26 protein-coding genes are annotated in these 25,303 nt (G+C 65.3%); 22 read left to right on the top strand and 4 right to left on the bottom strand.

The window, feature by feature from the left end; genetic code table 11:
- The first annotated feature begins 43 nt into the window (after positions 1 to 43).
- Entirely contained in the window at positions 44 to 739 is a 696-nt protein-coding gene (locus tag L0B83_RS16550; protein WP_234759652.1) for an SDR family oxidoreductase, read from the top strand.
- Here L0B83_RS16550 and L0B83_RS16545 read toward each other — a convergent pair.
- Complete coding sequence (locus L0B83_RS16545) at positions 705 to 1,871, bottom strand: glycosyltransferase family 9 protein (protein ID WP_234759651.1); 1,167 nt, start codon at positions 1,869 to 1,871, stop codon at positions 705 to 707. The genes L0B83_RS16550 and L0B83_RS16545 overlap by 35 nt on opposite strands.
- Before the next feature lie 153 nt (positions 1,872 to 2,024).
- Here L0B83_RS16545 and rfaE2 point away from each other — a divergent pair, with 153 nt between their 5' ends.
- Positions 2,025 to 3,530, top strand: coding sequence for a D-glycero-beta-D-manno-heptose 1-phosphate adenylyltransferase (rfaE2, locus tag L0B83_RS16540; RefSeq protein ID WP_234759650.1), 1,506 nt, complete (start codon positions 2,025 to 2,027; stop codon positions 3,528 to 3,530).
- 1 nt (position 3,531) lies between these two features.
- Here the strand turns inward: rfaE2 and L0B83_RS16535 are convergent, their stop codons facing one another.
- The 3 genes from L0B83_RS16535 to L0B83_RS16525 form a co-directional block, all read right to left on the bottom strand.
- Entirely contained in the window at positions 3,532 to 4,614 is a 1,083-nt protein-coding gene (locus L0B83_RS16535; RefSeq protein ID WP_234759649.1) for an FUSC family protein, read from the bottom strand.
- A 93-nt stretch (positions 4,615 to 4,707) separates the two neighbouring features.
- On the bottom strand, positions 4,708 to 5,307 hold the full coding sequence (locus tag L0B83_RS16530) for a hypothetical protein (RefSeq protein ID WP_234759648.1): 600 nt from the start codon (positions 5,305 to 5,307) through the stop codon (positions 4,708 to 4,710).
- Between the two features lie 565 nt (positions 5,308 to 5,872).
- Positions 5,873 to 6,361 (bottom strand): inorganic diphosphatase, encoded by a 489-nt coding sequence (locus tag L0B83_RS16525; protein WP_234759647.1) that lies wholly within the window; start codon positions 6,359 to 6,361, stop codon positions 5,873 to 5,875.
- Positions 6,362 to 6,647: 286 nt separating this feature from the next.
- Here L0B83_RS16525 and dacB point away from each other — a divergent pair, with 286 nt between their 5' ends.
- The 20 genes from dacB to L0B83_RS16425 all read left to right on the top strand — a co-directional run bounded on the left by dacB (position 6,648) and on the right by L0B83_RS16425 (position 25,091).
- Positions 6,648 to 8,054 carry a D-alanyl-D-alanine carboxypeptidase/D-alanyl-D-alanine endopeptidase gene (gene dacB, locus L0B83_RS16520; protein ID WP_308194008.1) on the top strand — a complete coding sequence of 469 codons (1,407 nt, stop codon included), beginning with the start codon at positions 6,648 to 6,650 and terminating at the stop codon, positions 8,052 to 8,054.
- Positions 8,055 to 8,269: 215 nt separating this feature from the next.
- A complete protein-coding gene (locus L0B83_RS16515) occupies positions 8,270 to 9,373 on the top strand; it encodes an Rv3626c family coenzyme F420 biosynthesis-associated protein (protein ID WP_234759646.1) in 1,104 nt (367 codons plus the stop codon).
- A gap of 104 nt (positions 9,374 to 9,477) precedes the next feature.
- Positions 9,478 to 10,515 carry a tRNA lysidine(34) synthetase TilS gene (gene tilS, locus L0B83_RS16510; protein ID WP_234759683.1) on the top strand — a complete coding sequence of 346 codons (1,038 nt, stop codon included), beginning with the start codon at positions 9,478 to 9,480 and terminating at the stop codon, positions 10,513 to 10,515.
- Between the two features lie 31 nt (positions 10,516 to 10,546).
- Positions 10,547 to 11,098 carry a hypoxanthine phosphoribosyltransferase gene (hpt, locus tag L0B83_RS16505; protein ID WP_234759645.1) on the top strand — a complete coding sequence of 184 codons (552 nt, stop codon included), beginning with the start codon at positions 10,547 to 10,549 and terminating at the stop codon, positions 11,096 to 11,098.
- Between the two features lie 170 nt (positions 11,099 to 11,268).
- Positions 11,269 to 11,874 carry a SipW-dependent-type signal peptide-containing protein gene (locus L0B83_RS16500; RefSeq protein ID WP_234759644.1) on the top strand — a complete coding sequence of 202 codons (606 nt, stop codon included), beginning with the start codon at positions 11,269 to 11,271 and terminating at the stop codon, positions 11,872 to 11,874.
- Positions 11,875 to 11,940: 66 nt separating this feature from the next.
- The gene (locus L0B83_RS16495) at positions 11,941 to 12,516 is read left to right on the top strand and encodes a SipW-dependent-type signal peptide-containing protein (protein ID WP_234759643.1); all 576 of its coding nucleotides are present in this window, start codon (positions 11,941 to 11,943) and stop codon (positions 12,514 to 12,516) included.
- On the top strand, positions 12,513 to 13,082 hold the full coding sequence (locus tag L0B83_RS16490) for a signal peptidase I (protein WP_234759642.1): 570 nt from the start codon (positions 12,513 to 12,515) through the stop codon (positions 13,080 to 13,082). The genes L0B83_RS16495 and L0B83_RS16490 overlap by 4 nt, the downstream gene beginning before the upstream one ends.
- The gene (locus L0B83_RS16485) at positions 13,079 to 13,786 is read left to right on the top strand and encodes a hypothetical protein (RefSeq protein WP_234759641.1); all 708 of its coding nucleotides are present in this window, start codon (positions 13,079 to 13,081) and stop codon (positions 13,784 to 13,786) included. The genes L0B83_RS16490 and L0B83_RS16485 overlap by 4 nt, the downstream gene beginning before the upstream one ends.
- On the top strand, positions 13,786 to 14,346 hold the full coding sequence (locus tag L0B83_RS16480; RefSeq protein WP_234759640.1) for a hypothetical protein: 561 nt from the start codon (positions 13,786 to 13,788) through the stop codon (positions 14,344 to 14,346). Before L0B83_RS16485 ends, L0B83_RS16480 begins: the two co-directional genes overlap by 1 nt.
- Positions 14,347 to 14,514: 168 nt before the next feature.
- Positions 14,515 to 16,584 (top strand): ATP-dependent zinc metalloprotease FtsH, encoded by a 2,070-nt coding sequence (gene ftsH / locus L0B83_RS16475; RefSeq protein WP_234759639.1) that lies wholly within the window; start codon positions 14,515 to 14,517, stop codon positions 16,582 to 16,584.
- A gap of 10 nt (positions 16,585 to 16,594) precedes the next feature.
- Positions 16,595 to 17,263, top strand: coding sequence for a GTP cyclohydrolase I FolE (folE, locus tag L0B83_RS16470; RefSeq protein ID WP_234759638.1), 669 nt, complete (start codon positions 16,595 to 16,597; stop codon positions 17,261 to 17,263).
- An 8-nt stretch (positions 17,264 to 17,271) separates the two neighbouring features.
- A complete protein-coding gene (gene folP / locus L0B83_RS16465; protein ID WP_234759637.1) occupies positions 17,272 to 18,177 on the top strand; it encodes a dihydropteroate synthase in 906 nt (301 codons plus the stop codon).
- A 29-nt stretch (positions 18,178 to 18,206) separates the two neighbouring features.
- The gene (gene folB / locus L0B83_RS16460) at positions 18,207 to 18,566 is read left to right on the top strand and encodes a dihydroneopterin aldolase (RefSeq protein WP_234759636.1); all 360 of its coding nucleotides are present in this window, start codon (positions 18,207 to 18,209) and stop codon (positions 18,564 to 18,566) included.
- Positions 18,563 to 19,102, top strand: coding sequence for a 2-amino-4-hydroxy-6-hydroxymethyldihydropteridine diphosphokinase (gene folK / locus L0B83_RS16455; protein WP_234759635.1), 540 nt, complete (start codon positions 18,563 to 18,565; stop codon positions 19,100 to 19,102). The genes folB and folK overlap by 4 nt, the downstream gene beginning before the upstream one ends.
- A 3-nt stretch (positions 19,103 to 19,105) precedes the next feature.
- The gene (locus tag L0B83_RS16450) at positions 19,106 to 19,627 is read left to right on the top strand and encodes a DUF3180 domain-containing protein (protein ID WP_234759634.1); all 522 of its coding nucleotides are present in this window, start codon (positions 19,106 to 19,108) and stop codon (positions 19,625 to 19,627) included.
- Positions 19,608 to 20,120, top strand: coding sequence for a PH domain-containing protein (locus L0B83_RS16445; protein ID WP_234759633.1), 513 nt, complete (start codon positions 19,608 to 19,610; stop codon positions 20,118 to 20,120). Before L0B83_RS16450 ends, L0B83_RS16445 begins: the two co-directional genes overlap by 20 nt.
- Complete coding sequence (locus L0B83_RS16440) at positions 20,117 to 21,622, top strand: PH domain-containing protein (RefSeq protein WP_234759632.1); 1,506 nt, start codon at positions 20,117 to 20,119, stop codon at positions 21,620 to 21,622. The genes L0B83_RS16445 and L0B83_RS16440 overlap by 4 nt, the downstream gene beginning before the upstream one ends.
- Positions 21,615 to 22,571: a Rossmann-like and DUF2520 domain-containing protein gene (locus tag L0B83_RS16435; RefSeq protein WP_234759631.1), complete on the top strand. Its 957-nt coding sequence runs from the start codon at positions 21,615 to 21,617 to the stop codon at positions 22,569 to 22,571. Before L0B83_RS16440 ends, L0B83_RS16435 begins: the two co-directional genes overlap by 8 nt.
- Positions 22,568 to 23,470, top strand: coding sequence for a pantoate--beta-alanine ligase (gene panC / locus L0B83_RS16430; protein WP_234759630.1), 903 nt, complete (start codon positions 22,568 to 22,570; stop codon positions 23,468 to 23,470). The genes L0B83_RS16435 and panC overlap by 4 nt, the downstream gene beginning before the upstream one ends.
- 169 nt (positions 23,471 to 23,639) lie before the next feature.
- Positions 23,640 to 25,091 carry a DHA2 family efflux MFS transporter permease subunit gene (locus L0B83_RS16425; protein WP_234759629.1) on the top strand — a complete coding sequence of 484 codons (1,452 nt, stop codon included), beginning with the start codon at positions 23,640 to 23,642 and terminating at the stop codon, positions 25,089 to 25,091.
- The last annotated feature ends 212 nt before the right edge of the window (positions 25,092 to 25,303 follow it).

The raw sequence follows: 25,303 nt of genomic DNA, 5'->3' as shown, positions 1-25,303 counted from the left end.
CAGCCGGACCGTCCGGCAGCCACCGCAAACGAAAGGATCCTGTATGAGCACGCAAACACCAGGCCGCGTCATTGTGACAGGCGGCGGCTCCGGCCTCGGAGCAGCAATCGTCGAGGCGATCCGCGATGCCGGAGGAACGCCCTTCGTCTTCGACCGGGACGTCAGCAACGTTTCCGGTGCGAAGGCCCGGGAAGTGGATGTCTCCAGGCGCGAGGAGGTGGAGGAAGCCGTGCGTGAGGCAGCCGAGAGCCTGGGCGGATTGGACGCGGTAGTTACCGCCGCCGGTATCGACAGGTGCGGCAAGCTGGGCGACGTTCCCGCGGTCGAGTGGGAGCGGGTGATCGGGGTGAACCTCCTCGGCACGGTGTCCGTTGTCCGCGCCGCCCTGCCCTACCTCAAGGAATCGCGGGGCCGTGCGGTCACCATTGCGTCGACGCTGGGCCTCCGGGCGCTGCCGGACGCTACCGCGTACTGCGCTTCCAAGTTCGGCGTCATCGGTTTCAGCCGCGCCTTGGCGGCCGAAACCGGCGGGGTCATCGGCGTCACCACCATCATTCCCGGCGGAATGAAGACCCACTTCTTCGACGACCGCGAGGAGCAGTACAAGCCGCAGGACGATTCGAAGCTCAACGATCCGGCGAACGTCGCCCAAGCAGTGGTTTTCGCGTTGTCGCAGCCCGCGGGATGCGAGGTCCGCGAACTCCTCATTTGCCCCGCAGAAGAAGGCTCGTGGCCATAAGGTCCCGCACGTCCTGAACAACCGCGGCCACGTCGACACCCCGAATAACGGTGTCGTCGTGGCCGCAGCGGGGCGCGGTCCATCCCACTTGGGTGATGTCGATGCCGCAGACCGGGCACCGTGTCTCCCACGACATGTGGACCCGGTGCAACGAACGGCCCCGTGGCCCCGCGTTGATGGCGTTTCCGATCCAGAAGATTCCCACCGTGGGGGTTCCGAGCGCCTGGGCGAGGTGCCGCGGCCCGGAGTCGCTGGCCAACAACACGCTGGCGGCGTCCAAGAGCGCCGCGAGGTCTCCAAGGCCGAGATCTCCCGCCACCGAGCGGACCGCGTCCGTGTGCCCGGACTCCAAGGCTCCCGAGGCCAGGTCTGCCACCTCTTGGGCGAGCATGCGCTCCGATCCGTCGCCGACCACGAGTACCTGGGCGCCTTCGGCGGCGATCTTCGCCGCCGCTTCCGCAAAGCACGACGCCGGCCACCGCCTTCGGGGGTCGGTGGCCCCCGGATGCACCACTACGAGCGGACGCTCCGGTCGCGCGAGGAGCGGGGCGATGTTCCTTTGGTGCGCGGCAAGGGGACGGATTGGACCGGGTATGACCGGCGGGGCGCCCGCAAGGCCCGCCACTTCAAGCCAGCGGTCGGGTTCGTTTTGGTAGTAGATGTAGTCCAGGTTCCGTTCGAGGGGAGCGGCATCTGGCGTTTGCGTGCCAACAGTGTGCTCGGCACCGAGGCGAAGCAGGAAAGGGTTGGAATAGCGCCCGCCGCCATGCATTTGAAGTGCGAGATTGAAGTTCCTTGCCTGCATGCTGGCGAAGAACTGCTCCTGGCCGGACGGGTCCCCGGCGCCGTCACGCACTCCTTCGGCGAAAGGCAGGATCACCACCTCATTGACGGGGCCGGCGGTCTCTGCCGCCAGCACCTCGTGGATCGGGGTTCCCAGGAGCGTGATCTCCGCGTCCGGGTAGCCCTCCTTCAGCGCTGTGAGCGCAGGGTAGGCGTACAAGAGGTCGCCCAGGCCGCCGCCCCGCAGGACGGCAATCCGCTCCACCCCGGGAAACTTCTCCAACACGGGTCCTACGCCCGGTCCGTACGCCGGGACTGGTGTTGTGCTGCTCGATACCGGATGGTCCATGCTCTGCTTCCTTTCGAAGGTTCGGCCTAGGGTTTCAGTGCCGCAGTACTCCTCGTGGCCGCCGGATGGGAAAACTCGGGTGCACCGTGTGTGAAGGCATGGCTTCGGGGGTACATGGGGAGTAAGAACACGCCGACTACCGGAAGGTACCCCATGGCACGCCTCTCCAATCAAGAAGGCCTGGCTGAATGGTTGCCGCGACGGCTGGCCGAGGAAATGCCAGTAATCACTGTCATCGGTGACGCCATCCTTGACGGCTGGTGGGATGGGGTGATTGAGCGGTTATGCCGGGAGGCTCCGGCCCCGGTCGTCCAGCTCAGGCGCAGGGATTTCGTGCCCGGAGGCGCCGCGAACACAGCGATGAACCTCGCAGCGTTGGGTGCCCGGGTCCGCTTTGCCTCCTTGATAGGCGAGGACTCGGCCGGCAAGCAGCTCACTGAAAAGCTGGCCGACGGCGGGGTGGACGTCTCCTGCTTGGCGACCCACCCGGCGATGACCACCACCACCAAGTTCCGCGTGAGCAGCGGCGGCCAGATCATGGTCCGCTTGGACGATTGTGCCTCCGAGGTCCCGCAGGAGGCGTTGGGGAGCCTTGCGGCAGCCATCCCCAGAGCGCTGGACGGCTGCGATGCCGTAGTGCTCTGCGACTACTCGGCCGGCACGCTCGAAGGACCGGCCAAGGATGCCCTCGTCGAAGCCCTTGGACCGTCCGGCCAAGTACGCCGCAAAGCCCTCCTCGTGGTGGATGCGCACGATCCCGCCCGGTGGTCCCAACTGGCTCCGGACGTGGCCACGCCGAATGCCGAGGAAGCCAGCCGCCTCGTGGCGACGGAGTTCCCGGCGGGAGCGGCCCGTTGTCCCTCGATCGAGGCCCACGCTGCCGGTCTCTTGGGCGCATCCGGTGCCTCCGCCGTCGTCGTGACCCTTGACCGCGACGGCACGCTAACGTTGCGGTCCGACCAGGCCAGCCACCGCACGTGGGCGCGGCCGGAAGCTGAAAAGCAAGCTTCCGGTGCCGGCGATACCTTCGTTGCCGCACTGACCATCGCGAGGGCCGCCGGCCTTCCTTTGACGACGAGCGTCGACTTCGCGCAGGCCGCGGCGGACGTCGTCGTGCACCGGCCGGGCACGTCAGTGTGCACAACGGAAGAGCTGGCCCGGCACCTGGGGCAGTTCGCGGACACGGCGCTCACCGCTACGGAACTTGCGGCCGAACTTGCCGTGCACCGGGCGGAGGGGCGCCGGATCGTGCTGACAAACGGCTGTTTCGACGTCCTCCACCGCGGCCATACCCGTTACCTGAACCAGGCCAAGCAATTGGGGGATGTTCTCGTGGTGGCGCTCAACAGCGATTCCTCGGTCCGGCAACTCAAGGGCCCGGACCGGCCCGTGAACCAGGAAGCGGACCGGGCTGCAGTTATCGCCGCGCTCAGTTGCGTGGACTACGTCACCGTGTTCGATACTCCGACTCCCATCCCGCTCATCGAGTTGCTGAAGCCCGATGTGTACGCCAAGGGCGGGGACTACACGCCCGAGATGCTCGCCGAAACCGAGGCCGTTGAGCGTTGCGGCGGCGTCGTTAGGATTTTGGATTACGTGGCGGAGCATTCCACGAGCGCGGTGCTGGCCCGCATTCGCTCAGCCGGTGGCGCGCTCTGAGCTAGTCGGCCTCTGCGATCACGGTGATCATGCGCCGCAGGCTCATGGCCACCGAGGCGGCGGCGTTCACCGAAGCCTGGCCGGTGGCGGCTTCGGTGATCGCATCGCCAAGCCCGGCCACCCGTTCCTTGGCCTCGGCCATGCGGTCCGACAAGCGCCGGGCTTCGCCGTTCCGCCATTCATTGATCGCTCCGGCTACCGACTCCAAGGCTTCGGAAAGGTTCTCAAGCACGCCGTCCGGGATGACCGTTCCGGCGTCTTCCTCCCAAATGACGCTCTGCAGGACGTCGGTGATGTCCTGGACGTGGAAGGTCAGCCGATCGACGGTCCTCAAGCCGGCCAAGTCGGACGGGAGGCGGCGGGCGGCGCGGCGGGACCGGGGATTCGCTTTGGCGCTCACTTCCGCTTCCCGCACTGCGGTCCGCACGGCTTGGGCGGTCCGTGACAGCTCTCCGCTGCGTCCGGCCCACTCTTTGTGGTTGGGAGGCCAGGATTCGGTCATGGCCGTCGCCATGTCCCGCAATTGCCGGGAAAGGGCGCGTTGGTGGCCTGCAATTGCCGGGTCGATGCCCTCGAGATGCAACGGAGGGAAGACCAACCAATTGACGAGTATTCCCACCGCCACTCCCATGGCCATTTGGAGCACGTAACCAAAAGAAAACCCTGGGGCGTTGGAGTTGCCCAGGACGAGCACGAAGAGGGCAGCCATGGGGACCCATTCCGATGCCGCGCCCAAGCGAGGGAAACCCCCGATGATGACCCCCACTCCCACCACCACCGCAACGGAAAGAGCGCTGGGCGTGGCTACCGTGGTGACGGCGAAGGCCATTCCGATGCCCAGGCCGAGCCCCAGCAGGCTCTGCAGTCCGTGCTTGGCCGACGCCACGACGGTCGGGTGCATGCTGACCAGGACGCCCAAGGGAGCGTAGTACGGATAGGAGGCGGCTGGCCCCGGCATGAACGGCGCCAAATACCAAGCCAGTCCGGCGGCGAGGGCCGTTTTCCCGGCAAAAAGGAGGTGGTGCTGCGAAAAAGCATGCCGGAGCGCGGGAAGGAGCCGCCGAAGTTGTGGCTTGAGGCTCATGGATCCAACGTAAGCAGGGAGCCGGCTTCGTGTCGAGCCGGGGCCGGCGCACGCCGGCAAAGGAAACCCTGCCTGGGCAGTACAGCCAGGTGGTCAGTAGACCTCGAGGATCATTGCCAGCAGCCGGGCGGCTGCGGGCCTTGCTGCGTGCTCCTCGACCCACTGGGCCCGGGCGAGGGCCTTGCTGACGGCCTGTGTGCTGATCCCCAGTTCCTGCGCCACGGCTTTCTGTTGTCCGCGCACCCCGGGCGTCAGCAGGTCCAGCACGCGCCACTCGGCAACAGTGCGGTGTTGAACGATGTGCCCGAGGAGCCGCAGCACGGCCTCGGATTCGGCGGCAAGGGCCGCAATCGGTCCCTCGACGGCAACAGGGATGCGCTCCTTGCTGTTGCGTAGCCTGTCGACGGCGCGGCGGGCGTAGACGAGGCCGTGCCCGGACGCGTCCTTGACTTGCTTGGGCAAGGGTTCGTTGACCGGCCCGACGCCGATCCCCACGTACCACTGGCCGGTCCGCAACGCGATGAGCGCGGTTTCCACGGCTTGTTGGGGGCTGTCCACGATCCCTTGGATTTCATCCTCGACAGAGCGGTCAAAGTCCAAGCACGCAGGAATGTGGCGCAGGTCCTTGAGCAACTGAGGGACGAGGTCTCCGTTGCCGCGGCTGTCGCGTTGGTTGATGGTCAGCGTGAACATGGTGGATCAATCATTACCGGCAGGTAGCCGACTTTCAAGGATGGCTACCTGTTAGGGTGAATGACTTAACGACGGCGGCGGGTGCGGTTCGCATGGAACCGCACCCGCCGTCGTCGTAGTGGCTGGGCCCACGCCGCCCGGGTTCCCTGGCCGAGCGGAGCGAGGCTAGGGTGGCGGTGGGGACTAGTGCGCGGCCGGAACGTAACGCTTGATGGAAGCTTNCGGCGGCGGGTGCGGTTCGCATGGAACCGCACCCGCCGTCGTCGTAGTGGCTGGGCCCACGCCGCCCGGGTTCCCTGGCCGAGCGGAGCGAGGCTAGGGTGGCGGTGGATGGGCCCACGCCGCCCGGGTTCCCTGGCCGAGCGGAGCGAGGCTAGGGTGGCGGTGGATGGGCCCACGCCGCCCGGGTTCCCTGGCCGAGCGGAGCGAGGCTAGGGTGGCGGTGGATGGGCCCACGCCGCCCGGGTTCCCTGGCCGAGCGGAGCGAGGCTAGGGTGGCGGTGGATGGGCCCACGCCGCCCGGGTTCCCTGGCCGAGCGGAGCGAGGCTAGGGTGGCGGTGGGGACTAGTGCGCGGCCGGAACGTAACGCTTGATGGAAGCTTCCAGCTCGGCTTCGGCGGCGGCGCGGTCGGCCCAGCCTTCAGCCTTGACCCACTTGCCCGGCTCAAGGTCCTTGTACCGGGTGAAGAAATGCTCGATCTCCTTGATCAGGAATTCACTGACATCGGAGATTTCCTGGATGTGGTCGAAACGCGGGTCGGCCGGAACGCAAAGAACCTTGGCGTCTCCACCGCCGTCGTCGGTCATGTTGAAGACGCCGATCGGGCGGGCCTCGACAATGACGCCGGGGTAGAGGTCGAAGTCCTGCAAGAGGACCAATGCGTCCAGCGGGTCGCCGTCCTCGCCAAGGGTGTTCTCGAAGAACCCGTAGTGAGTGGGGTACTGCATGGAGGTGAACAGGACGCGGTCCAGGCGGACGCGGCCGGTCTCGTGGTCAACTTCGTACTTGACGCGCGACCCCTTGGGGATCTCGATCGTGACGTCGTGCTTCATGGAATGCTCCTTGGCGATATTGGCATGGGCGCGGCAACAGAGCAGCCGACGCCGCCGACTACTATTGAGGATATAGCGAGAGGCCCAAGTTTCTTGAAACGGTGGGGACATTCAAGACTTTGAGGACTAAAGCTGCATGACGGGCGTTGACAAGGCGGGGGCTGAAAGGCAGGCTCCCGAACAGCAAGAGACCCACGCTCTCAGACCCAGGAATCGCAGGCCAAGGAGGCCGGCGAAGCCTGGGCCAAAGGGCGTCGTCCGCTCGCTGCCACTGGTTTTGTTGGCTGTGGTCATCGCGGCCTTGGCCGTGCCGATGGGTCTTGGAGTCGCACCCGGATTCTTCGGTCCTGGCGTCTTCGGGGTAGCAGGTGCGCCCGCACCCACGGTGCCTGCCTGGCAACAAGTCCCCAAGCAGCTGAACCGCACCCAGGTTGTCGGGCCTTTGGACGCATCCGCCCCGGTCCCGCTGGCGGCCGATGTCACCAGCCAGCTCAACGCCCTCTTGACCCCCGACGGCGGGGGAGACTTCACCGGCTTCGTTGAGGATGCGCTGACTGGACTTCCGCTCTACGATCGCGACGGCGCCAAGAACCGGGTGCCGGCGTCCAATATGAAGCTGCTTACGGCGGTCTCGGCGCTGCGGGCGATCGGCCCGGAGACCCGCTTCACCACGCGGGTCCTGGTGGGAGCTACGCCGTCGACCATCATCCTGGGCGCCGGAGGTGACGTCCTGCTCGGCGACGGCCCGTCCCGGCCCAATGACGTGCTTGGCCATGCCGGCCTGGAGACCCTCGCGGCGGATGCGGTAAAAGCGCTCCAGGACCGCGGCGTGAAGGGCCCGGTCACAGTGCAGTTGGACGATGGGCTGTTCACCGGCCCCGCCTTGAATCCGGCGTGGAGCCCCGACGACGTCGCAGCCGGTGAAACCGCGCCGATCCATCCGCTCGCCCTGAATTCAGCCCGGACAAGCCCCGGTGCAACCACCGGTCCACGTCCGCAAGACGCCGCGCTCGCCGCCGCCGAGGCGTTCGCCGGGAAACTCCAGGCCGCGGGCGCCGCGGCCGGAATCACGGTGGTCCCCGGCGTGGAACGTGCCACCGCCCCGGCGGGGAAGCAGGACGTCCTCGCCGGCGTGCTGTCCGCAACCGTCCGTGAGCAAGTGGACTTGATGCTGGAAACCTCGGACAACTACCTGGCGGAGGTATTCGGCCGGCTGGCCGCGCTCTCCATGGGAAAGCCGGGATCCAACGACGGCGCGACAGCGGCCGTTAGCGCCCAAGTGGCGGAACTGGGGATCGCCACTGACTCCATGCATTTGGCGGACGTGTCCGGCCTTGCGTTGGGCAACCAGGTGTCGGCGCGGCAGTTCGCGGATGTGGTGCGGGCGATTACGTCCGGACCGGATACCCGTCTTCGTGCCGCCCTTGCAGGGTTCCCGGTTGCCGGGCTGACCGGGACGCTCGGCGACCGTTACGTAGACGCCACCACGTCCCAAGGGGCCGGATTGGTGCGGGCCAAGACCGGCACCCTGAATTCCGTGATCGCTTTGAGTGGCTATGTGGTGGACGCGAACGGCCGTCTTCTGGTCTTTTCCTTCATCGGCAACGGCCTGACTCCGGGCGCAACGGGGAACAAGGTGGCGTTGGACAGGTCCGCCACCGCACTTGCGTCGTGTGGCTGCCGGGCCGGTTGACGTTCGCCGGTACCCGCCAGGAACCAGGTGTGCATGCACGCACCCTCTAAGGACCCAAGCGCCCGTTGCACTGGGTGCGCCGGTCCTTATCGGGTGCGCCGGTCCTTAACGGGTGCGTCCGTAAGGTCTTTGAGCTTCGAGAATCTGCACCCTGACGTTCGCCGCTGAGCGAACTTAAGGGTGCAGATTCAGACTGTTGTGTTCTGATGGTTCGTATGGAGTCTAAGCAGCAAGCCCAGTCCCTCATCAACTGGGAGCTGGCCGCCTCCACGGCCGCCCGGCTCGCTCCCGCCGGTCCCGCCTTGAGCCCGGCCCAAATCGGCAAAGCCGTGGACAGCCTGCGTTCGAGTGCGGAGATCTCGGTCCCGCATGTTCATGACATCACGGGGTTGGAAGCCGCACGCGATCTCCGCGACTCCCATGTGCTCGTGGTTGACCGGGCGTCATGGGCGAAGGCCAATACCCAAAGTTTTGCCGTGATGCTCCAGCCGGCCCTCAAGCACATGCTGGATTCCCGGCGGGGCCCGGCGATGACACCGGCAGCGGCGGCCGCGAGCGGTGCGATCACGGGCAGCCAGCTCGGAGCTGTGCTGGCCTTCCTGTCCAGCAAGGTCCTGGGCCAATACGATCCGTTCGCTGCGCTTGCCCCGGACTCGAAAGCACCCCCTGCGGGCCGGCTCCTGCTGGTTGCCCCGAACATCATCTCCGTGGAGCGTGAACTCAACGTCGATCCTGACGACTTCCGGCTATGGGTCTGCCTTCACGAGCAGACCCACCGGGTGCAGTTCGCCGCCGCCCCGTGGCTCCGGACCCACATGCTGGAGGAAATCGAGCGCCTCAGCACCAATCTCATCGGCAACGTGGACTCCATCATGGATCGCGCCACGGCCGCCGCCCGCTCCCTGCGCGACCGCACCGCCGGCGCCACGCCGGGCCGTGGGGCCATTTTGGACCTGCTGCAGAACCCGGAGGAAAAGGCGTCGCTCTCGCATCTCACGGCCGTCATGAGCTTGCTGGAAGGCCACGCCAACGTGGTGATGGACGCCGTTGATTCCACCTTGGTCCCTTCAGTGAAGACCATCAGGCAGCGCTTCAACGCACGGGGCAAGGACCGCGGCGTGATTGAGAAGTTCATCCGCAACATCCTCGGCCTGGATGCCAAGATGCGACAGTACAGCGACGGAGCCAAGTTTGTTCGCGAAGTGGTTGCGGCATCGGGCATGGAGGGCCTGAACCGGGTCTGGGAATCGGCCGACAAACTGCCCACGGAAACTGAAATCCACGACTCCAAGCTGTGGCTTGAGCGGATGGGGCTGTGACCGCAGGCACCACATCGGTTCCCGGCGAGGAAGGCACTACCGAAAACCGCAGCGGACGACGCCGTCCCGGACGTTTGGCGCCGGTCGTCGGCAAAGCACGGAACATGGTGCAGGACGCGCTGGCCTCCGCGGGCTATCCCGAAAGGGTCCTGGTGGCGTGCAGTGGTGGTCCGGACTCCATGGCGCTTGCTTCCGTGGCAGCATACTTTGCCCGCCGGGGCCATGTTCACGGCCGCCCCGTGAGCGTAGCCGCCGTCGTGGTCGACCACCAGCTGCAGGAAGGCTCGGCCGACGTCGCGGCACGAACCGTGGCCATCCTGGAAGGACTGGGACTTTCGCCGGTCCAGCTGCGTACCGTGAAGGTGGCGGCTACCGGCTTCGGACCCGAGGCGGCAGCCCGGGACGCCCGGCACGCGGCCCTCGAAGCAGCCGCCACCGAACTCGATTGCGGAGCAATCTTGCTTGGGCACACGTTGGACGACCAAGCCGAACAGGTGCTGCTGGGCTTGGCCCGCGGCTCGGGAACCCGTTCCCTCGCCGGCATGCGGCCCGCCCGCGGCAAGCTCCTTCGCCCCTTCCTGGGCCTACGCCGTGCCGAAACGTTGGAAATCTGCGAGGTCGAGGACCTCGAAACGTGGCATGACCCCACCAACGCCGACCCTGCGTTTGCCCGGTCGCGGACCCGGGCCGAGGTGATGCCGGTGCTTGAGGAGAAGCTTGGACCCGGTGTTGCCGAATCGCTCGCCCGCACTGCCGCGATCCTCCAGCAGGACGCCGATTTCCTGGAGCAACTCGCCGCTGAGAGCTACGCGGGCCTCGTGAACCGGAGCGACGACGGCGTCTGGCTTCCGGAAGATTCCTTAAGGGAATTGTCCCCCGCGCTGAGGTTCCGGGTGATCGCGAAGGCGGCGGCCGACGTCGGGGGCCAACAGCCCGGCTACGGGCGGCTTCAAGCGGCCGAAGCGTTGCTGCGGCGGCAGGGATCCGCTGGTCCAGTGCAGCTTCCCGGAAACGTCAGCGTCTACCGCGCATCCCTGAGCGAATTGGAGCGGGAGGCCTCAGCCGGGGGAACTGCTGTTCCCCGCGAAGGCGGCGGCTGTGGGAAGCTAGTATTCCGGCATCAAAGATCGCCCCAACAGTAGCCGCACCCACGCATCAACACAGGAGCCATTGGTGGATTCAAACGACGTCCAGGCAGACCTCAAACACGTTCTCTACACCAAGGAGCAGATCCAGCAACGGATCGCCGAACTTGCTGCACAGATTGACAAGGATTACCAGGGCCGTGAGCTGCTGATCGTAGGCGTGCTCAAGGGTGCAGTCATGGTCATGGCGGACCTCGCGCGTGCGCTGCACAGCCACGTCAGCATGGACTGGATGGCGGTGTCTTCATACGGCTCCGGTACCCAGTCCTCCGGCGTCGTCCGCATCCTCAAGGACCTTGATACCGACCTCATGGGCAAGGATGTCCTGATTGTCGAAGACATCATCGATTCCGGCCTGACCCTCTCCTGGCTCAAGACCAACCTCGAATCGCGGGGCACCGCTTCGGTGGAAATTTGCACGGCTTTCCGCAAGCCGACGGCCGCCAAGGTCGAGATCGACGTCAAGTACGTCGGCTATGACATTCCCAACGAATTCGTCGTCGGATATGGCCTCGATTACGCCGAGAAATACCGCAACCTGGACTTTGTGGGAACGTTGGCCCCGCACGTTTACGAATAGCCTTGCATTTCGCGGTTTCGCCGCGAAATGCGAACAAGAGAAGCCGGCAACCCCTCGCGGGAAGCCGGCTTCTCTTTTTAACTTAATCGGGGAAGACAGCCGACAGGGGGCAACTTAGGTGTTATCGTTTCGCTCACTATTCATGTGAATTGACCTGTGGGGGGGACATTTTGAGTACTGAGTCGGTTTCAACGTCACGTCGTGGAAAAGTCCGGGCGCTTTTGGCCGGCGGATTGGTTCTGGGGGTTGGGGCGGCGGTGGTCCTGGCCGCGTGGAACGATTCCGAGTTCGCCACCGGAACGTTCGCGGCGGGCACGTTCAACCTTCAAGGAAGCACAGACGGCACATCATACGCCGATCACGCTGCCTCCCCTGGAGCCACCTTGCCGTTCACCGTCAATCCGTCCAATCTGGCGCCGGGGGATACCGTGTACGTACCTTTCGCGGTGCGGTTGGCGGCCAACACCACCACAGGCGCCACTGTCACGCTGAACACACCCACCGCCGCCGGGTCAGTGGCCAACCTGAGTTACGAACTCGTCCAGCCCACGTCCTTCGGGTGCTCCAGCAGCACCACGGGAACGGATCTGGTGCCGGCGGGTACCGCTCTCGGCGGAGCGCTGAGCGGAGTTACCTTTACCCTCAACGCCGGCAGCCCGGCCAGCGCTCCCGGTGCCGCGGTCTTCCTCTGCTTCAAAGTGACGGCGGGTGCGGGCTTGGTCCAAGGGCAAAGCGGGACGGCCACGTGGCAGTTCGCTGCGGCATCCACCTCCTGACCAGCTGCGATGACCGGACGCAGGGCGACTTGTCGGCCTGAAAGGGGCCGCCAGCGCTTCCTCCGAGTGCGTGCGATCTTGGCCGGGGGCCTTGTCCTCGGTGTTGGATCCACGCTGACCCTCGCTGCCTGGAACGATTCGGAGTTCGCGACAGGGACGTTCACGGCCAGTTCGTTCCGGCTCGAATCCTCCGTCAACTCGGGAGGTACATGGTTGGCACATCCCACGTCGGGATCCGCTGCCACCATGGCATTCAATGCGGCAGGAATGTCACCAAACAGCGTCAACTACGCGCCCATCTGGATCCGGACTACTGCCGGGTCACTATCCGGAACCTTGACGCTCCAGGGAGCCAGCAACGACAACGCCGCCCTGGCTGCTGCCTTGGCCTATCGCGTGGTCCGCTACTCGTCCGGAACATGCGACTCGAGCCAGTTCACGGCCGGTGCGAGCTACCTAGTCGGGACCTCTGCCTCGAAGGTGCCGCTCACTACGGCCGGAGCCGCCACGGCGGTGGCCGCGAACTCGCTGAGCCCAGCGCAGCTGTGCTTTGAGGTCACGATGCTTTCCTCAGCTGACAACTCCCTGCAGGGGGCCAACATGACGGCAACCTGGGAAATCAAGGGAACGTCGGACTCATGATGGTGGCGCTTGAGCCGGTGGAGACCCGACGGCGGACGGCCGGCAACCGCGGGCGCCTCGCCGACGTCGTGCGCGAGACGTTGCTCAACGTCGCGGCTATCGGTGGCGCGATCTGCATCCTCCTGACGCTTGCAGCCGTCTTTTTCCATGTCACGCTCATCATGTTCAAGACCGGCTTGATGTCCCCCGGGATTCCCGCTGGATCATTGGCCGTAGTTCAAGAGGTTCCGGCGTCGGAGGTGCGGATCGGCGACGTTGTCACTGTGGACCGGCCAGCGCAGCTACCCGTTACCCACCGGGTCACATCCGCCCGGATGGTGTCCGGCACCACGGCCGTCCTCACCCTAAAAGGCGACGCCAATCCCGTGGAGGATCCCGCACCGTACACCGTCTCCAAAGTCCGCACAGTGCTCTACTCAGTGCCGGGTATTGCCTACATTGTCGCGGGGGCATCGAGCCCATGGGTGCTTGGCGGCACGACGATTGCCGTGTCCTTGTTGGTGACCTGGGCGCTGTGGCCCCGGCCGGAGGAAGCCTCGCGGGCGCGACCCGAGGCGGGTGCATGATCGGACACGGGAGCTTCCGGCGTTACGCGGCAACAGCTGCCTTGGCCTTGCTCGGATTGCTCAGCGCCGCTCCGGCGTCTGCAGCGACAGATGGACCGGACCTGATCCTGACGCACGGAAGCAACAATCCGCCGACGCTACTTGCGCCGGGGTCAACCAGCCGATGGCTTATCGGGGTGACCACCCGGGCCGTGACGCTTCACGATTTAAGGGTGCGGCTGCTTGCGGACGGCCCGCTTCTGGGGCTTGCCTCATCAGATGCGTCCGATGGACTGGTTACGGTGGGTGTCCGCAGCTGCACTACCGCCTGGGTGGCGGGGGTCTGCCCGTCCGGCGAAAATACCGTCATCCCGGCGACGAGGCTTTCCTCCTTGGGTGCCGCGGCCAGTCTTGCAAATCCCGACGGCGGCATCCCGGCCGGCGTCGAACTGCTGCTTGAGGTGACGCTGTCGCCGTCGGCGGGCAACAGCGCACAGGGCCTTGCGGCCACGCTTGTGGCGAGGGTGGACGCAGCCGGAGAGCCCGCCGGAGCGGTGGACTTTTCCGGCGCAGCCCTCCCTGATACCGGCTTCCGCCTGGGCATCTTTGCGGCTCTAGGCCTTGGCGCCGTCCTGGCGGGTGCTCTCGCGTCCAGGCTTGCCGGCGCGCGCGGGGGCGCGGAAGCCGCCGGAACAGCGTCCGTCAGTGACCCGGGTACGGACTGATGGCAAGACTTCGGGCGGCGCACGAACGGGGAAGGTGCCTCATCCGTGCGCCCAGGCTGAAGTCGCTGCTCACCGCGGCCGGGTTCGCAGCGGCGCTGCTGGTGATCCCTGCCGGAACAGGGACCACTGTGGCGAACTGGTCGGTCTCCGAATACGGATCCGGAACACTGAAAGCGCTCACGGTTCCACAACCCGTCATGATCGCCCCGTGCACGCTCAGTCCCGGCGTCGCAGGGACCAACCCCGTGATCACCGTCAACTGGCGATTCCCGGACGGAACCGCGTATTCGGCGCCCGCCAACGTGAACTACTACGTGGCCAACGGCGGCCTCCTCCAGAACTTGACGCCGGTGACGCCGGGATCCAACCTCTCCACCACGGGCCCCGTGGGGGGCGTGTACACGACGCAATTCAAATCGGGCATCCTGGTCGGCTTGCTCGGCGGCTCTTACGGCGTCTACGTCCAGACGAAGGACAGCTCAGGGTGGGTCTCCACCTTGGCCGCCGCGAACGCATCCATGGGATTGGCCGGCACCAACCCGGTCTGTACCGTGCAGTAGGTGCAAGCTGAATTCCCTGTTCATGTACGCCTAGAGGGAACTTTTGCCGCTCACTGTGCGTGAATCACTCCGAACGGTGTAAAGCTAGAAACTGACGCAGCACCACACGCGCGCAGAAGCTGCGCCGTGCAGCACTACCAGGAGGGACGGGGCGGAGCCCCCGAACAGATGAAAGCTAAGAGTTTCTTCAAGGGCCCGGGCATCTGGATTGTTGTCGTAGTCGGCTTGCTCCTGGTGGCATTTGCAACCCTTGCCCCCGGCGGATCCACCCGTATCGACACCGACAAGGGCCTCGCGATCCTCGCCCAGAGCGGCAAGGTGGACCAGGCCAAGATCTACGATGCCGAGAATCGCGTCGACCTGACGCTGAAAGACAACCTCGTCATCGACGGCCAGGACAAGGGCAAGAACGTCCAATTCTTCTACGTCACCGCGCGAGCCGGGGACGTCGTCAAGGCCGTCACCAACGCCCAACCCGCCGGCGGCTTCACGGACCAGCCTGTCGAGAACAACTGGTTCTCCGGGCTGTTCTCACTCCTCATTCCCGTCCTCCTGCTGGGTGTGCTTTTCTGGTTCCTGCTTTCGCGCATGCAAGGCGGCGGTTCCAAGGTGATGCAGTTCGGGAAGTCGAAGGCCAAGCTGGTCAACAAGGACATGCCGCAGGTCACCTTCGCTGACGTCGCCGGCGCCGACGAAGCGGTCGAAGAGCTCCAGGAAATCAAGGAATTCCTCGCAGAGCCGGCAAAGTTCCAGGCCGTAGGCGCCAAGATCCCCAAGGGCGTGCTGTTGTACGGCCCTCCGGGCACCGGCAAGACCCTCCTGGCCCGTGCCGTAGCAGGCGAGGCCGGCGTTCCGTTCTTCTCCATCTCCGGCTCGGACTTCGTCGAAATGTTCGTCGGCGTCGGCGCCTCCCGCGTCCGCGACCTTTTCGAGCAAGCCAAGTCCAACGCGCCTGCCATCATCTTCGTTGACGAGATCGACGCCGTCGGCCGCCACCGTGGCGCCGGCATCGGCGGCGGCAACGACGAGCGCGAGCAGACCCTCAACCAGCTCCTGGTTGAAATGGACGGCTTCGACGTCAAGACCAACGTCATCCTGATCGCGGCAACCAACCGTCCGGACGTCCTGGACCCTGCCCTGCTCCGTCCAGGCCGCTTCGACCGGCAAATCACTGTTGAAGCACCTGACCTGGTTGGTCGCGAACAGATCCTGAACGTCCACGCCAAGGGCAAGCCGATGGCCCATGGGGTGGACCTCAAGGGCGTCGCGAAGAAGACCCCGGGCTACACGGGTGCGGACCTGGCCAACGTGCTCAACGAGGCCGCGCTCCTGACAGCGAGGTCCAATGCCAACCTGATTGACGACCGCGCCCTCGACGAGGCAATTGACCGCGTCATGGCCGGTCCGCAGAAGCGCAGCCGCGTCATGAAGGAAATGGAACGGAAGATCACCGCGTACCACGAAGGCGGCCACGCCCTGGTGGCAGCAGCATTGCGCAATTCTGCCCCTGTCACGAAGATCACTATCCTGCCGCGTGGCCGTGCCCTTGGATACACGATGGTTGTTCCCGAGGACGACAAGTATTCGATCACGCGCAACGAACTCCTGGACCAGATGGCCTACGCCATGGGTGGCCGGGTCGCCGAGGAAATCGTGTTCCACGACCCCTCCACGGGCGCCTCGAACGACATCGAAAAGGCCACGGCCACGGCCCGCAAGATGGTCACGCAGTTCGGCATGAGCGAGCGGATCGGCGCCGTGAAGCTGGGCGCGGGCGGCGGCGAGCCGTTCCTGGGCCGCGACATGGCACAGGAACGCAACTACTCCGACTCGGTGGCGTACATCGTCGATGAGGAAGTACGCCGCCTGATCGACCAGGCGCACGACGAGGCCTATGCCATCCTGACCGAAAACCGTGACGTCCTGGACCAGTTGGCGTTCGAACTGCTCGAGCGCGAAACGCTCAACCAGGCCGAGATTGCCGACATCTTCAGGGACATCCGCAAGCGGGACTTCCGCGAGATCTGGCTTTCCAAGGAATCCCGTCCGGTCCAGACGATTCCGCCCGTGGAATCGAGCGCCGAGAGGGCTGAGCGCGAGGCCCAGGAACAAGCCAAGAAGGCCCGTCTCGAAGAGCCTTTGGACGCCCAGCCCCCGCACCCGCAGGGAGTCGGAAGCCAGGAGTCGTTCACCGGTCAAGGACCTGACGCGGGCATCGACGGTTCGCATCAAGGCTAAGCTTTCTGCTGTGACTCATATCGACGACGACGACTTCAGCGGTGCCGCCGGTCATGACTTCGGCGGCACCTCCGGGGGGAAAACAGGTGGCCACGGCCACGGCCACCACTCATATAAGGTCGACCGCCCCCGCATCGAGGCGGCCGTCCGGGAGATCCTTATCGCCGTGGGCGAGGATCCGGACCGTGGCGGACTGCTCGATACGCCAAAGCGTGTTGCCAAGGCGTACTCCGAGGTCTTCGCTGGCCTGCACCAGGATCCCGAGGATGTCCTGTCCACTACGTTCGACCTCGACCATGAGGAGCTCGTGCTGGTCAAGGACATCCCGTTCTATTCCACGTGCGAGCACCATCTGGTTCCGTTCCACGGCGTCGCGCACGTTGGGTACATCCCTTCCCCCGACGGCAAGGTGACCGGGCTGAGCAAGCTGGCCCGTCTCGTCGATATTTACGCCCGCCGCCCCCAAGTGCAGGAACGCCTGACCACCCAGATCGTCGAAGCGCTCGTGACCCACCTCAAGCCCAGGGGCGCGATCGTCGTCGTCGAATGCGAACACATGTGCATGTCCATGCGCGGCATCCGCAAGCCCGGAGCCAAGACCGTCACCAGCGCGGTGCGCGGGCAACTTCATGACCCGGCCACCCGCGCCGAAGCCATGAGCCTCATACTCGGAAGGTAACACTGACCATGGATTCCCTCGCAGCAGCACCAGGAACGGGACCGGCCACCAGCCCGCTGCCCATTCTCCGCAAACCACGTCCAGCAGCCCGTTTCGCGGACCTGCCGACCGACCGCACGCTTGTCATGGGAATTCTGAACGTCACGCCGGATTCATTCAGCGACGGCGGCAAGCACCCCACGGCGGACACCGCCATCGCCCACGGATTGCGTATGTTGTACGCGGGGGCGGACATCATCGACGTCGGCGGCGAATCGACCCGCCCGGGCGCCGAGCCCGTATCCCCGGAGGAAGAACAGCGACGGGTCTTGCCGGTGATTCAGGCACTCGTGAAGGCCGGGGCGCTTGTCAGCATCGACACGACGCACGCCTCGACGGCCGCTGCGGCCGTGGAGGCCGGAGCGGCGATCATCAACGACGTCTCCGGGCTCAGCCTCGAACCGGAGATGGCCGAACTCGTTGCACGCACCAAGGTGCCTTATGTCCTGACGCATCGCCGGGGCGACGCCGAGACCATGAACAGCCTTGCCGACTACGGCGATGTGGTTGAGGAAGTCATCGAGGAGCTCAAGGGCGTCCGCGACAAGCTCTACGCCGCAGGCGTCACACCGGAACAGATCATTGTCGATCCAGGCCTCGGCTTCTCCAAGGACGCCGACCAGAACTGGCAACTCCTCAAGTACATGGGCAAGCTGGATGAACTCGGCCACAAGGTCCTGATCGGGGCTTCCCGCAAGCGCTTCCTCGGTTCGCTCCTGACAGTCGCCGGCAAGGCGGCGGCACCGGAGGAACGCGATCACGCAACCACTGCGATCACGGCAATCAGTGCCGCCAACGGCGCCTGGGCCGTGCGCGTGCACGACGTCGGCCCCAGCCTTGACGCCGTCAAGGTTGCCGCGCGCATCAGGCACTGACTTTCGTGAACAAAGGGGGAGGAACCGGTTTGGACAAGATCACTCTGACCGGCGTGACCGCCGTCGGGCATCACGGTGTCTTCGACTTCGAGCGCCGGGACGGGCAGCCGTTCGTCGTCGATGCGGTGCTGTACACCGATTTCAGCAAGGCGGCGGAAACCGATGACCTGCAATTCACGGCGCACTACGGCGAAGTGGCGGAGTACATCACATCCCTCATCACTGGCGAACCACTCAACCTGATCGAAGCCCTTGCCGTCCGGATCGCCGAGGGGATCCTGGCCGGGTTCAACATCGACGCCGTCGATGTCACGGTCCACAAACCCAAGGCTCCCATCGAAGTACCCTTCGGGGACGTCACCGTCAGTGTCCATAGGGAGCGCTCATGACCTCCCGTTTCACAAAAGCCATCCTGGCTCTCGGCAGCAACCTGGGTGAGCGGAACGACACCCTGTCCACGGCCGTTGCCGACCTCGTTGACCGCCCTGAAATCCGCCTGCTCGGTGTCTCTCCCGTGGTACAAACCAAAGCCGTGGGCGGGCCCGTGGGGCAACCGGACTTCCTCAACATGGTGATCGCCATTGAGACCACGTTGACACCGCTCGAACTGTTGCAGCACTGCCACGACGTCGAACAAGCGCACCACCGGGTCCGCGAGGTCCGCTGGGGCCCCCGCACCCTGGACGTGGACATCATCGTCTATGGCGATCTCACCAGCGACGACGAAACCCTGACCCTGCCGCATCCGCGGGCCGCCGAGCGGGCCTTCGTGCTCTACCCCTGGGCCCTTCTGGACCCCGCGGCGCAGCTCAAGGGTGAGAGCGTCGCCGAACTGGCCACCAAGGCAGAGGACTTTCCCGGGCTTCGGCCTTTCGACGGCTTCGACGGATCCGGCAGCGTTGCTGCCGCGGGAGCGGTGGAGTAGTCCATGAAGGCCATGCGTCCGCTCTTGTTGGCGATCATCGCCGTCGCCCTTACGGCGATCGGCTGGCTGGCCACTGTGCTCACTACGCGGTACAGCATGGCGACGCCGGTGCTTCCTCCTTCCGCGCTGGTAACCATGGGCTTTATCGCCGTGCTCACCTTGATCATGGGCATCCGCGTCCTGCGCTGGCGCAACGGCAAGAAGAAGACCATGCTCAACCCGATCCTGGCCGCGCGGACTTTAGTGCTGGCCCAGGCCTGCGCCTATGCGGGAACCGTGCTGCTGGGCTGGCATGTGGGAATCGCGATTGAGCAACTCCGGCTCTGGAATTTCCGCAGCGATCAAGGCCTCTTGTGGCTCGCGCTCATCATGGGCGGGGGCGGGGTCATCATGACCATCGTGGGCTTCGTCGTGGAACGGTTCTGCCGAATCCCTCCGGAAGACCTGGAAGGCGGCCCCGGCGTCGGGGATTCACGCCGTGGCGAGGCCAAGGGCGAAGGCGAATATGCATACCGTGGCGATTGATCCTCCCGGCATCGAGTGGCTGCGTGTTTCGCCGAAATACGTGACGGTGCGGCTCGTCGAATGGGCTATTGCGAACCTGATCACAGTCGGCTTGTTCAGTCTTCCGTTGCTCTTTGTGGAACTCGGATGGTGGAAGTGGCCGCCGATGTGGCTCGCCGTCACCGTTCCAGGGGCGTTTCTCCTGCTTGCCCTCTGGCGGCTTGCGTTGATTCCTCGGCAAGTGAGGGCCATCGGCTATGCGGAACGCGACGATGACTTGCTGATCCGCCACGGCATCTTCTTCCAGCGGACGATGGTGGTTCCCTACGGCCGGATGCAGTACGTCGACGTCGCCGTCGGACCCGTCGAGCGGGTCCTTGGACTGTGCACCGTCAAGCTCCACACGGCGTCAGCCCGAACCCACGCCCACCTTCCCGGACTTCCCGCCGCTGAAGGCGCACGGCTGCGCGAGCAGCTTTCGGCCCGCGGCGAAGCGAGGCTGGCCGGGCTGTGACCCAGGAACAGACCGTCGTCGACGGCGATTGGCACCGCGTCCACCCGGCGTCGCCTTTCGTGCGGGGATGGGTGGCGCTAGCGGCGATCGTGTATTTTTTCGGCCGCGATACCTTCGAACGGGCCATCCAAGGCCGCGGGAACCTGGGCGACCACTTCAACGAACGCGCCCTCTTGCTCCTGGCCGGGGGCGTAGTCGTGCTGTTACTGGCCTTGGGGTCCTTCGTCCTCAGCTGGTACTTCACCAGGTACCAGCTTGCCGAAGGCTATGTAAGGGTCAACACCGGCTTCTTGTTCAAACAGCAGCGCCAGGCGCGGCTTGACCGGGTCCAGGCGATTGATATCGTGCAGCCCCTGCTTGCCCGCATCTTCGGGCTCGCGGAGCTGAAGTTCGAGGTGGCGGACGCGGGCCACTCGGCCGTGCGGCTCTCGTACCTCAGGCTCGAGCAAGCCAAACAACTCCGTGCCACCATCCTCGGCCGGGCCGCCGGTATTGCTGACGGCAGCGAAACGGTGGAGGTGCCCGAAGCGCCTGAACAGGTGGTGCTCTACGTACCGCCTGGACGGCTTGTCGGTTCCCTGATCTTGAGCGAGCAGAGCTTCTTCATTGTGCTCAGCGCCATCGCGTCCGTGGTGGTGTCGGTACTGACCGAATCCCGGGCATTCATCCTCTACCTGATTCCGGCCATCCTTGGTTTGGGAACCGCCTACTGGCGCTCGTTCAACACGGGCTACAACTTTACGGCGGCCATCTCCCCGGACGGCATCCGCCTGCGCTACGGGCTCCTGGACACCCGGGCCCAGACCGTTCCTCCCGGCCGGATCCAGGCCCTGAAAGTCACCCAGCCGCCGCTGTGGCGGATTCTTGGCTGGTACAGAATCCATGTGAACGTTGCCGGCTATGGTGAACACCGCCGTAGCGAAGGCGAGCACCGGACCATGTTGCTTCCCGTCGGGCGGCAGCCCGAGGTGATGATGATGCTCTCACTGGTCTTGCCCGATCCCGGCACCGCCGATCCCGAGCGCGTATTCGCCGCAGGGTTGACAGGCTTGGACTCGGGCGCCGGCTTTGTGACCACGCCAAAGCGCGCCTGGATCCTTTCCCCGTTGGGCTGGCGACGCAACGGCTTCCTGTCAACGGACACGGCCCTGCTGCTGCGCTCCGGTCGATTGTGGCGGAAGCTGGTGGTGGTCCCGCATCAACGAACCCAGTCCATCGCCCTCCACCAAGGTCCGTTGGCCCGGCTCTTCGGCGTCGCGGACCTCGTGTTGCATACGACCCCCGGGCCGGTGGCGCCCAAGCTTATCCAGGCAGCCACCGAGCAGGCAGTCGGCTTGTTCGACCAGCAGGCCGTCCGGGCCCGCAAAGCCCGCGAACTGCAGAACCTGGCGCAGGACAATTCCGAGCATTGGTTGGCGCAACGTCCGTCCGCGGTGCCGGCCCCGCAGCGTGCCTCAACCCCGCAGCGTGCATCAACCCAGGAGGAAACCGACCATGGCTAGGCCAGGACGACTCGGCGTTGGAATCATCGGCGCCGGCAAGGTGGGTGCCGTGTTGGGTGCGGCCCTGCGCGCGGCCGAGCACGCCGTCGTCGGGGTTTCCGCAGTGTCGGAGGCGAGCCGGGAGCGGGCGGAGGCGCTCTTGCCCGGGGTGCCGATCCTCGAAATCCAAGAAATCGTGGAGAGGTCCGAACTGGTGCTCCTTGCCGTTCCGGACGATGCCCTCGGCGAGCTGGTGGCAGGACTGGCCAAGCTTGGCGCGTGGCAGCCCGGACAGCTCGTGGCGCACACTTCCGGCCGTTTCGGCGTCGGAATACTGAAGCCGGTGCGCGCGGCGGGTGCCATTCCGCTCGCACTCCACCCGGCCATGACGTTCACGGGCATGAGCCTGGACCTCACCCGGCTCATGGACTGCACTTTCGGTGTGACCGCCGACGCCGCGATGTTGCCCATCGCCCAGGCCCTCGTGGTGGAGATGGGCGCTGAGCCGGTCGCCATTGCCGAGGCCGACCGCACGCTTTACCACGCGGCCCTCGCGCACAGTTCGAACCATATGGTCACCCTCGTGGCCCAGTCATCCCAGCTGCTCCGGGACATCGGCGTCGACGCGCCGGAGCGCATGCTGGGCCCTTTGCTTCGCGCTACCTTGGAGAACGCCCTGGCTTCGGGCGAATCGGCACTGACCGGGCCGGTGGCCCGCGGGGATGTGGGGACGGTCGCCGCCCATGCGGAGGCCCTCAAGGAGTACGACGGCGGTGCCGGCGGCGATGTCCTTGCCGCTTACCGGGCCATGGCCCGCGCCACGGCCCGCCGGGCTGTCAATCGAGGACTGCTCAAAGAAGGCCAGCTTGCGGACATCAACAACGCCCTGGACGCCTTAGGTACGCCGGACAACGGTGAGGAACGTCCGGGCAACGACCCTGCCGGGACGCAGGAAGGAAACCGGGAATGACCATCAAACTTGTAACCACCGCGGCGGAACTGCGCGCCGAAAGCGCGCGCTTGCTCGCGGAAAAGCGGGGGAGCTCGCAAGGCCTCGTCCCCACGATGGGTGCGCTGCACACAGGTCATGCGGCGCTCGCCCGCACCGCCGTACAACAGAATGACGTTGTGGTGGCCTCGATCTTTGTGAACCCCCTGCAGTTCGGCGAGGCCGCGGACCTCGAACGCTATCCGAGGACGCTTGATGCCGATATGGCGCTCCTTGACGCCGAGGGCGTGGATCTCGTCTTCGCCCCTACCGTGGAGGAGGTCTACCCCGGGGGCGAGCCGCTGGTCCGGGTGACTTCGGGACCGCTCGGAGAGAAATGGGAGGGTGCCTCGCGCCCCGGCCACTTCGACGGCGCACTGACGGTGGTTGCCAAACTGCTGCACTACGGACTGCCGGGCGGTCCAGCCGCCGACGGCGGTGCTGCCGCGTACCGCGCGTACTTTGGCCAGAAGGATGCCCAGCAGTTGGCTCTCGTGAAGCGGATGGTGGCAGATCTCAGCTTTCCAGTGGACATCGTGGCTGTGCCCACTGTGCGCAACCCCGAAGGGCTGGCCCTTTCCAGCCGGAACCGTTTCCTGTCCGGGGAAGAGCAGGAGGCGGCGCTGGTGCTGTCCCGCGCCCTCCGCCTCCTCGAGTCCCGCGCCTTGGCGAATGAGCCGCTCGAGCTGGACTCCGCCGTCGCGCTCGTTGAATCGCAGCCCCTTGTGCAGCTGGACTACTTCGACGTCGTCGATCCGCGCACGCTGGAACCGCTCGCCGAAAACTGCAAGGAAACCCCCTTTCGGGGTGAGGGGCTTGCGATCATTGCGGCAAAGGTCGGCCCTGTGCGGTTGATCGACAACGTCCCGCTGAGTTCCTGAGCAGTCTTAACTTCCGGCACCTTTAACTTCCGGCACGCTTAACTTCCGGATGCCGGTCCGCAAACGTTTGGATTAAGCTGCTGACGGGAATGCTGTTGCGGCTTAGACTGTTGCAGTCTTCAACGGTGCCGAGCGCCGGAACCATCGCACCCAAAGCTGAGGAATCCTCATGTCTACCGACGTCACATCAGACGCGCACGGCGAATCCGCGCCAGAATCATCGGCGACACAGCTGGCCAGCGACAGGATGTCGCGCGAGGCTGTTACCGTCATCGTCACGCTCCTTGTGGCCACTTTCGTGGTGATCCTCAACGAGACCATCATGAACGTCGCCTTGCAGCGGCTCATGACCGACCTCAGCGTTGACGCCCCGACAGTCCAGTGGCTCTCCACTGGATTCATGCTGACCATGGCCGTGGTCATCCCCACCACCGGCTTCATCCTGCAGAGGCTCACCACCCGGGCTTCGTTCCTGCTGGCCACCGGCCTGTTCAGCGGCGGCACCCTGCTCGCGGCTTTGGCCCCGGGTTTCGGGGTGCTCCTGTTGGCGCGCATCGTCCAAGCGGGCGGCACGGCAATCATGCTGCCTCTGCTGATGACCACCATCTTGACCTTGGTGCCCCTGTCCCGCCGCGGTGCGGTGATGGGCAACGTGACCATCGCGATCTCGGTCGCGCCGGCTTTGGGTCCCACGGTTTCCGGGATTATCCTCGACCACTTTTCGTGGCGATTCATGTTCATCTTCGTGCTGCCGGTGGCGTTGTTGGCTATGGGCATCGGCGCCAGGTTCCTGACCAACGTCGGTGAACGCGGCAACGTCAAGTTGGACTTCCTCTCAGTGGTCCTGACGGTTCCTGCCTTCGGCGGGCTGGTCTATGGCCTGAGCCAGATCGGCGGCCACTCAGGCGCAACCGCCGTTCCTATCGCGGCGCTCGCGGTCGGTGTGCTGTGCATGGTGGCGTTTGTTTTCCGCCAGCTCAAACTGCAGAAGTCCGACGCGCCACTACTGGATCTCAGGGCTTTCAACTTCCGCATGTTCACGGTCTCGGTCCTCCTCATGGTGGTTGCCATGATGGCCCTCTTCGGCGCGGTGATCCTGCTGCCGCTCTATCTGCAGAACGTTCTCCGCCTCCAGCCGATGGAGACCGGCCTGGCGCTCCTTCCGGGCGGTTTGGCGATGGGCCTGCTCGGCCCGGTTGTCGGCAGGCTGTTTGACAAGATCGGCCCGCTGCCGCTGACTGTGACGGGTTCCGTCCTGTTGGTGCTTACGCTGTGGCAGTTCTCAATGCTCAACGCGGCCAGCCCTTTGTGGTGGGTCGTGGTCCTTTACGCGGTACTTAGCCTGGGGTTGGCGTTGCTGTTCACGCCGGCGTTCACCACTGGCCTCAACCCGCTCCCGCCGCACCTCTACTCTCATGGCTCGGCCATCATGAGCACGCTGCAGCAGGTGGCGGGAGCCGCAGGGACTGCACTTCTCGTTTCGATCTTCGCGGTGGTCGCAGCTGCGTCCGGCTTCGTTGCCGGGATGCAGGCCGCATTCCTCACAGCCACCTTCATCGCGGTGGTTGCCGTTGTGCTGTCCACCATGATGCGCAAGACCGAGGGCGCACCGGGGCACTAGGGCGTACTTATTTGAGGCGCCGTGGCGGCCGCGCCGATTTTGTGACGCACGGCATGTTGACTCTTTGCGGTCCGAAAGTCCTTGTTTGGGGTCCTTCGACCCGAAACCGGCCGTGTTGTAGGGGGTTTTGGGCCACGGGATCGTGTTGCGGCGATGATTTGCGTGGGGTGTTGGGGGTGTGTAGAGTAGATCGAGTCGCCGCCGCTGAAGCG

The organism is Arthrobacter alkaliphilus (genome assembly GCF_021483235.1).
In the GTDB taxonomy this organism is placed as follows: domain Bacteria; phylum Actinomycetota; class Actinomycetes; order Actinomycetales; family Micrococcaceae; genus Arthrobacter; species Arthrobacter alkaliphilus.
This window is presented reverse-complemented; position numbering and strand designations above follow the sequence as displayed.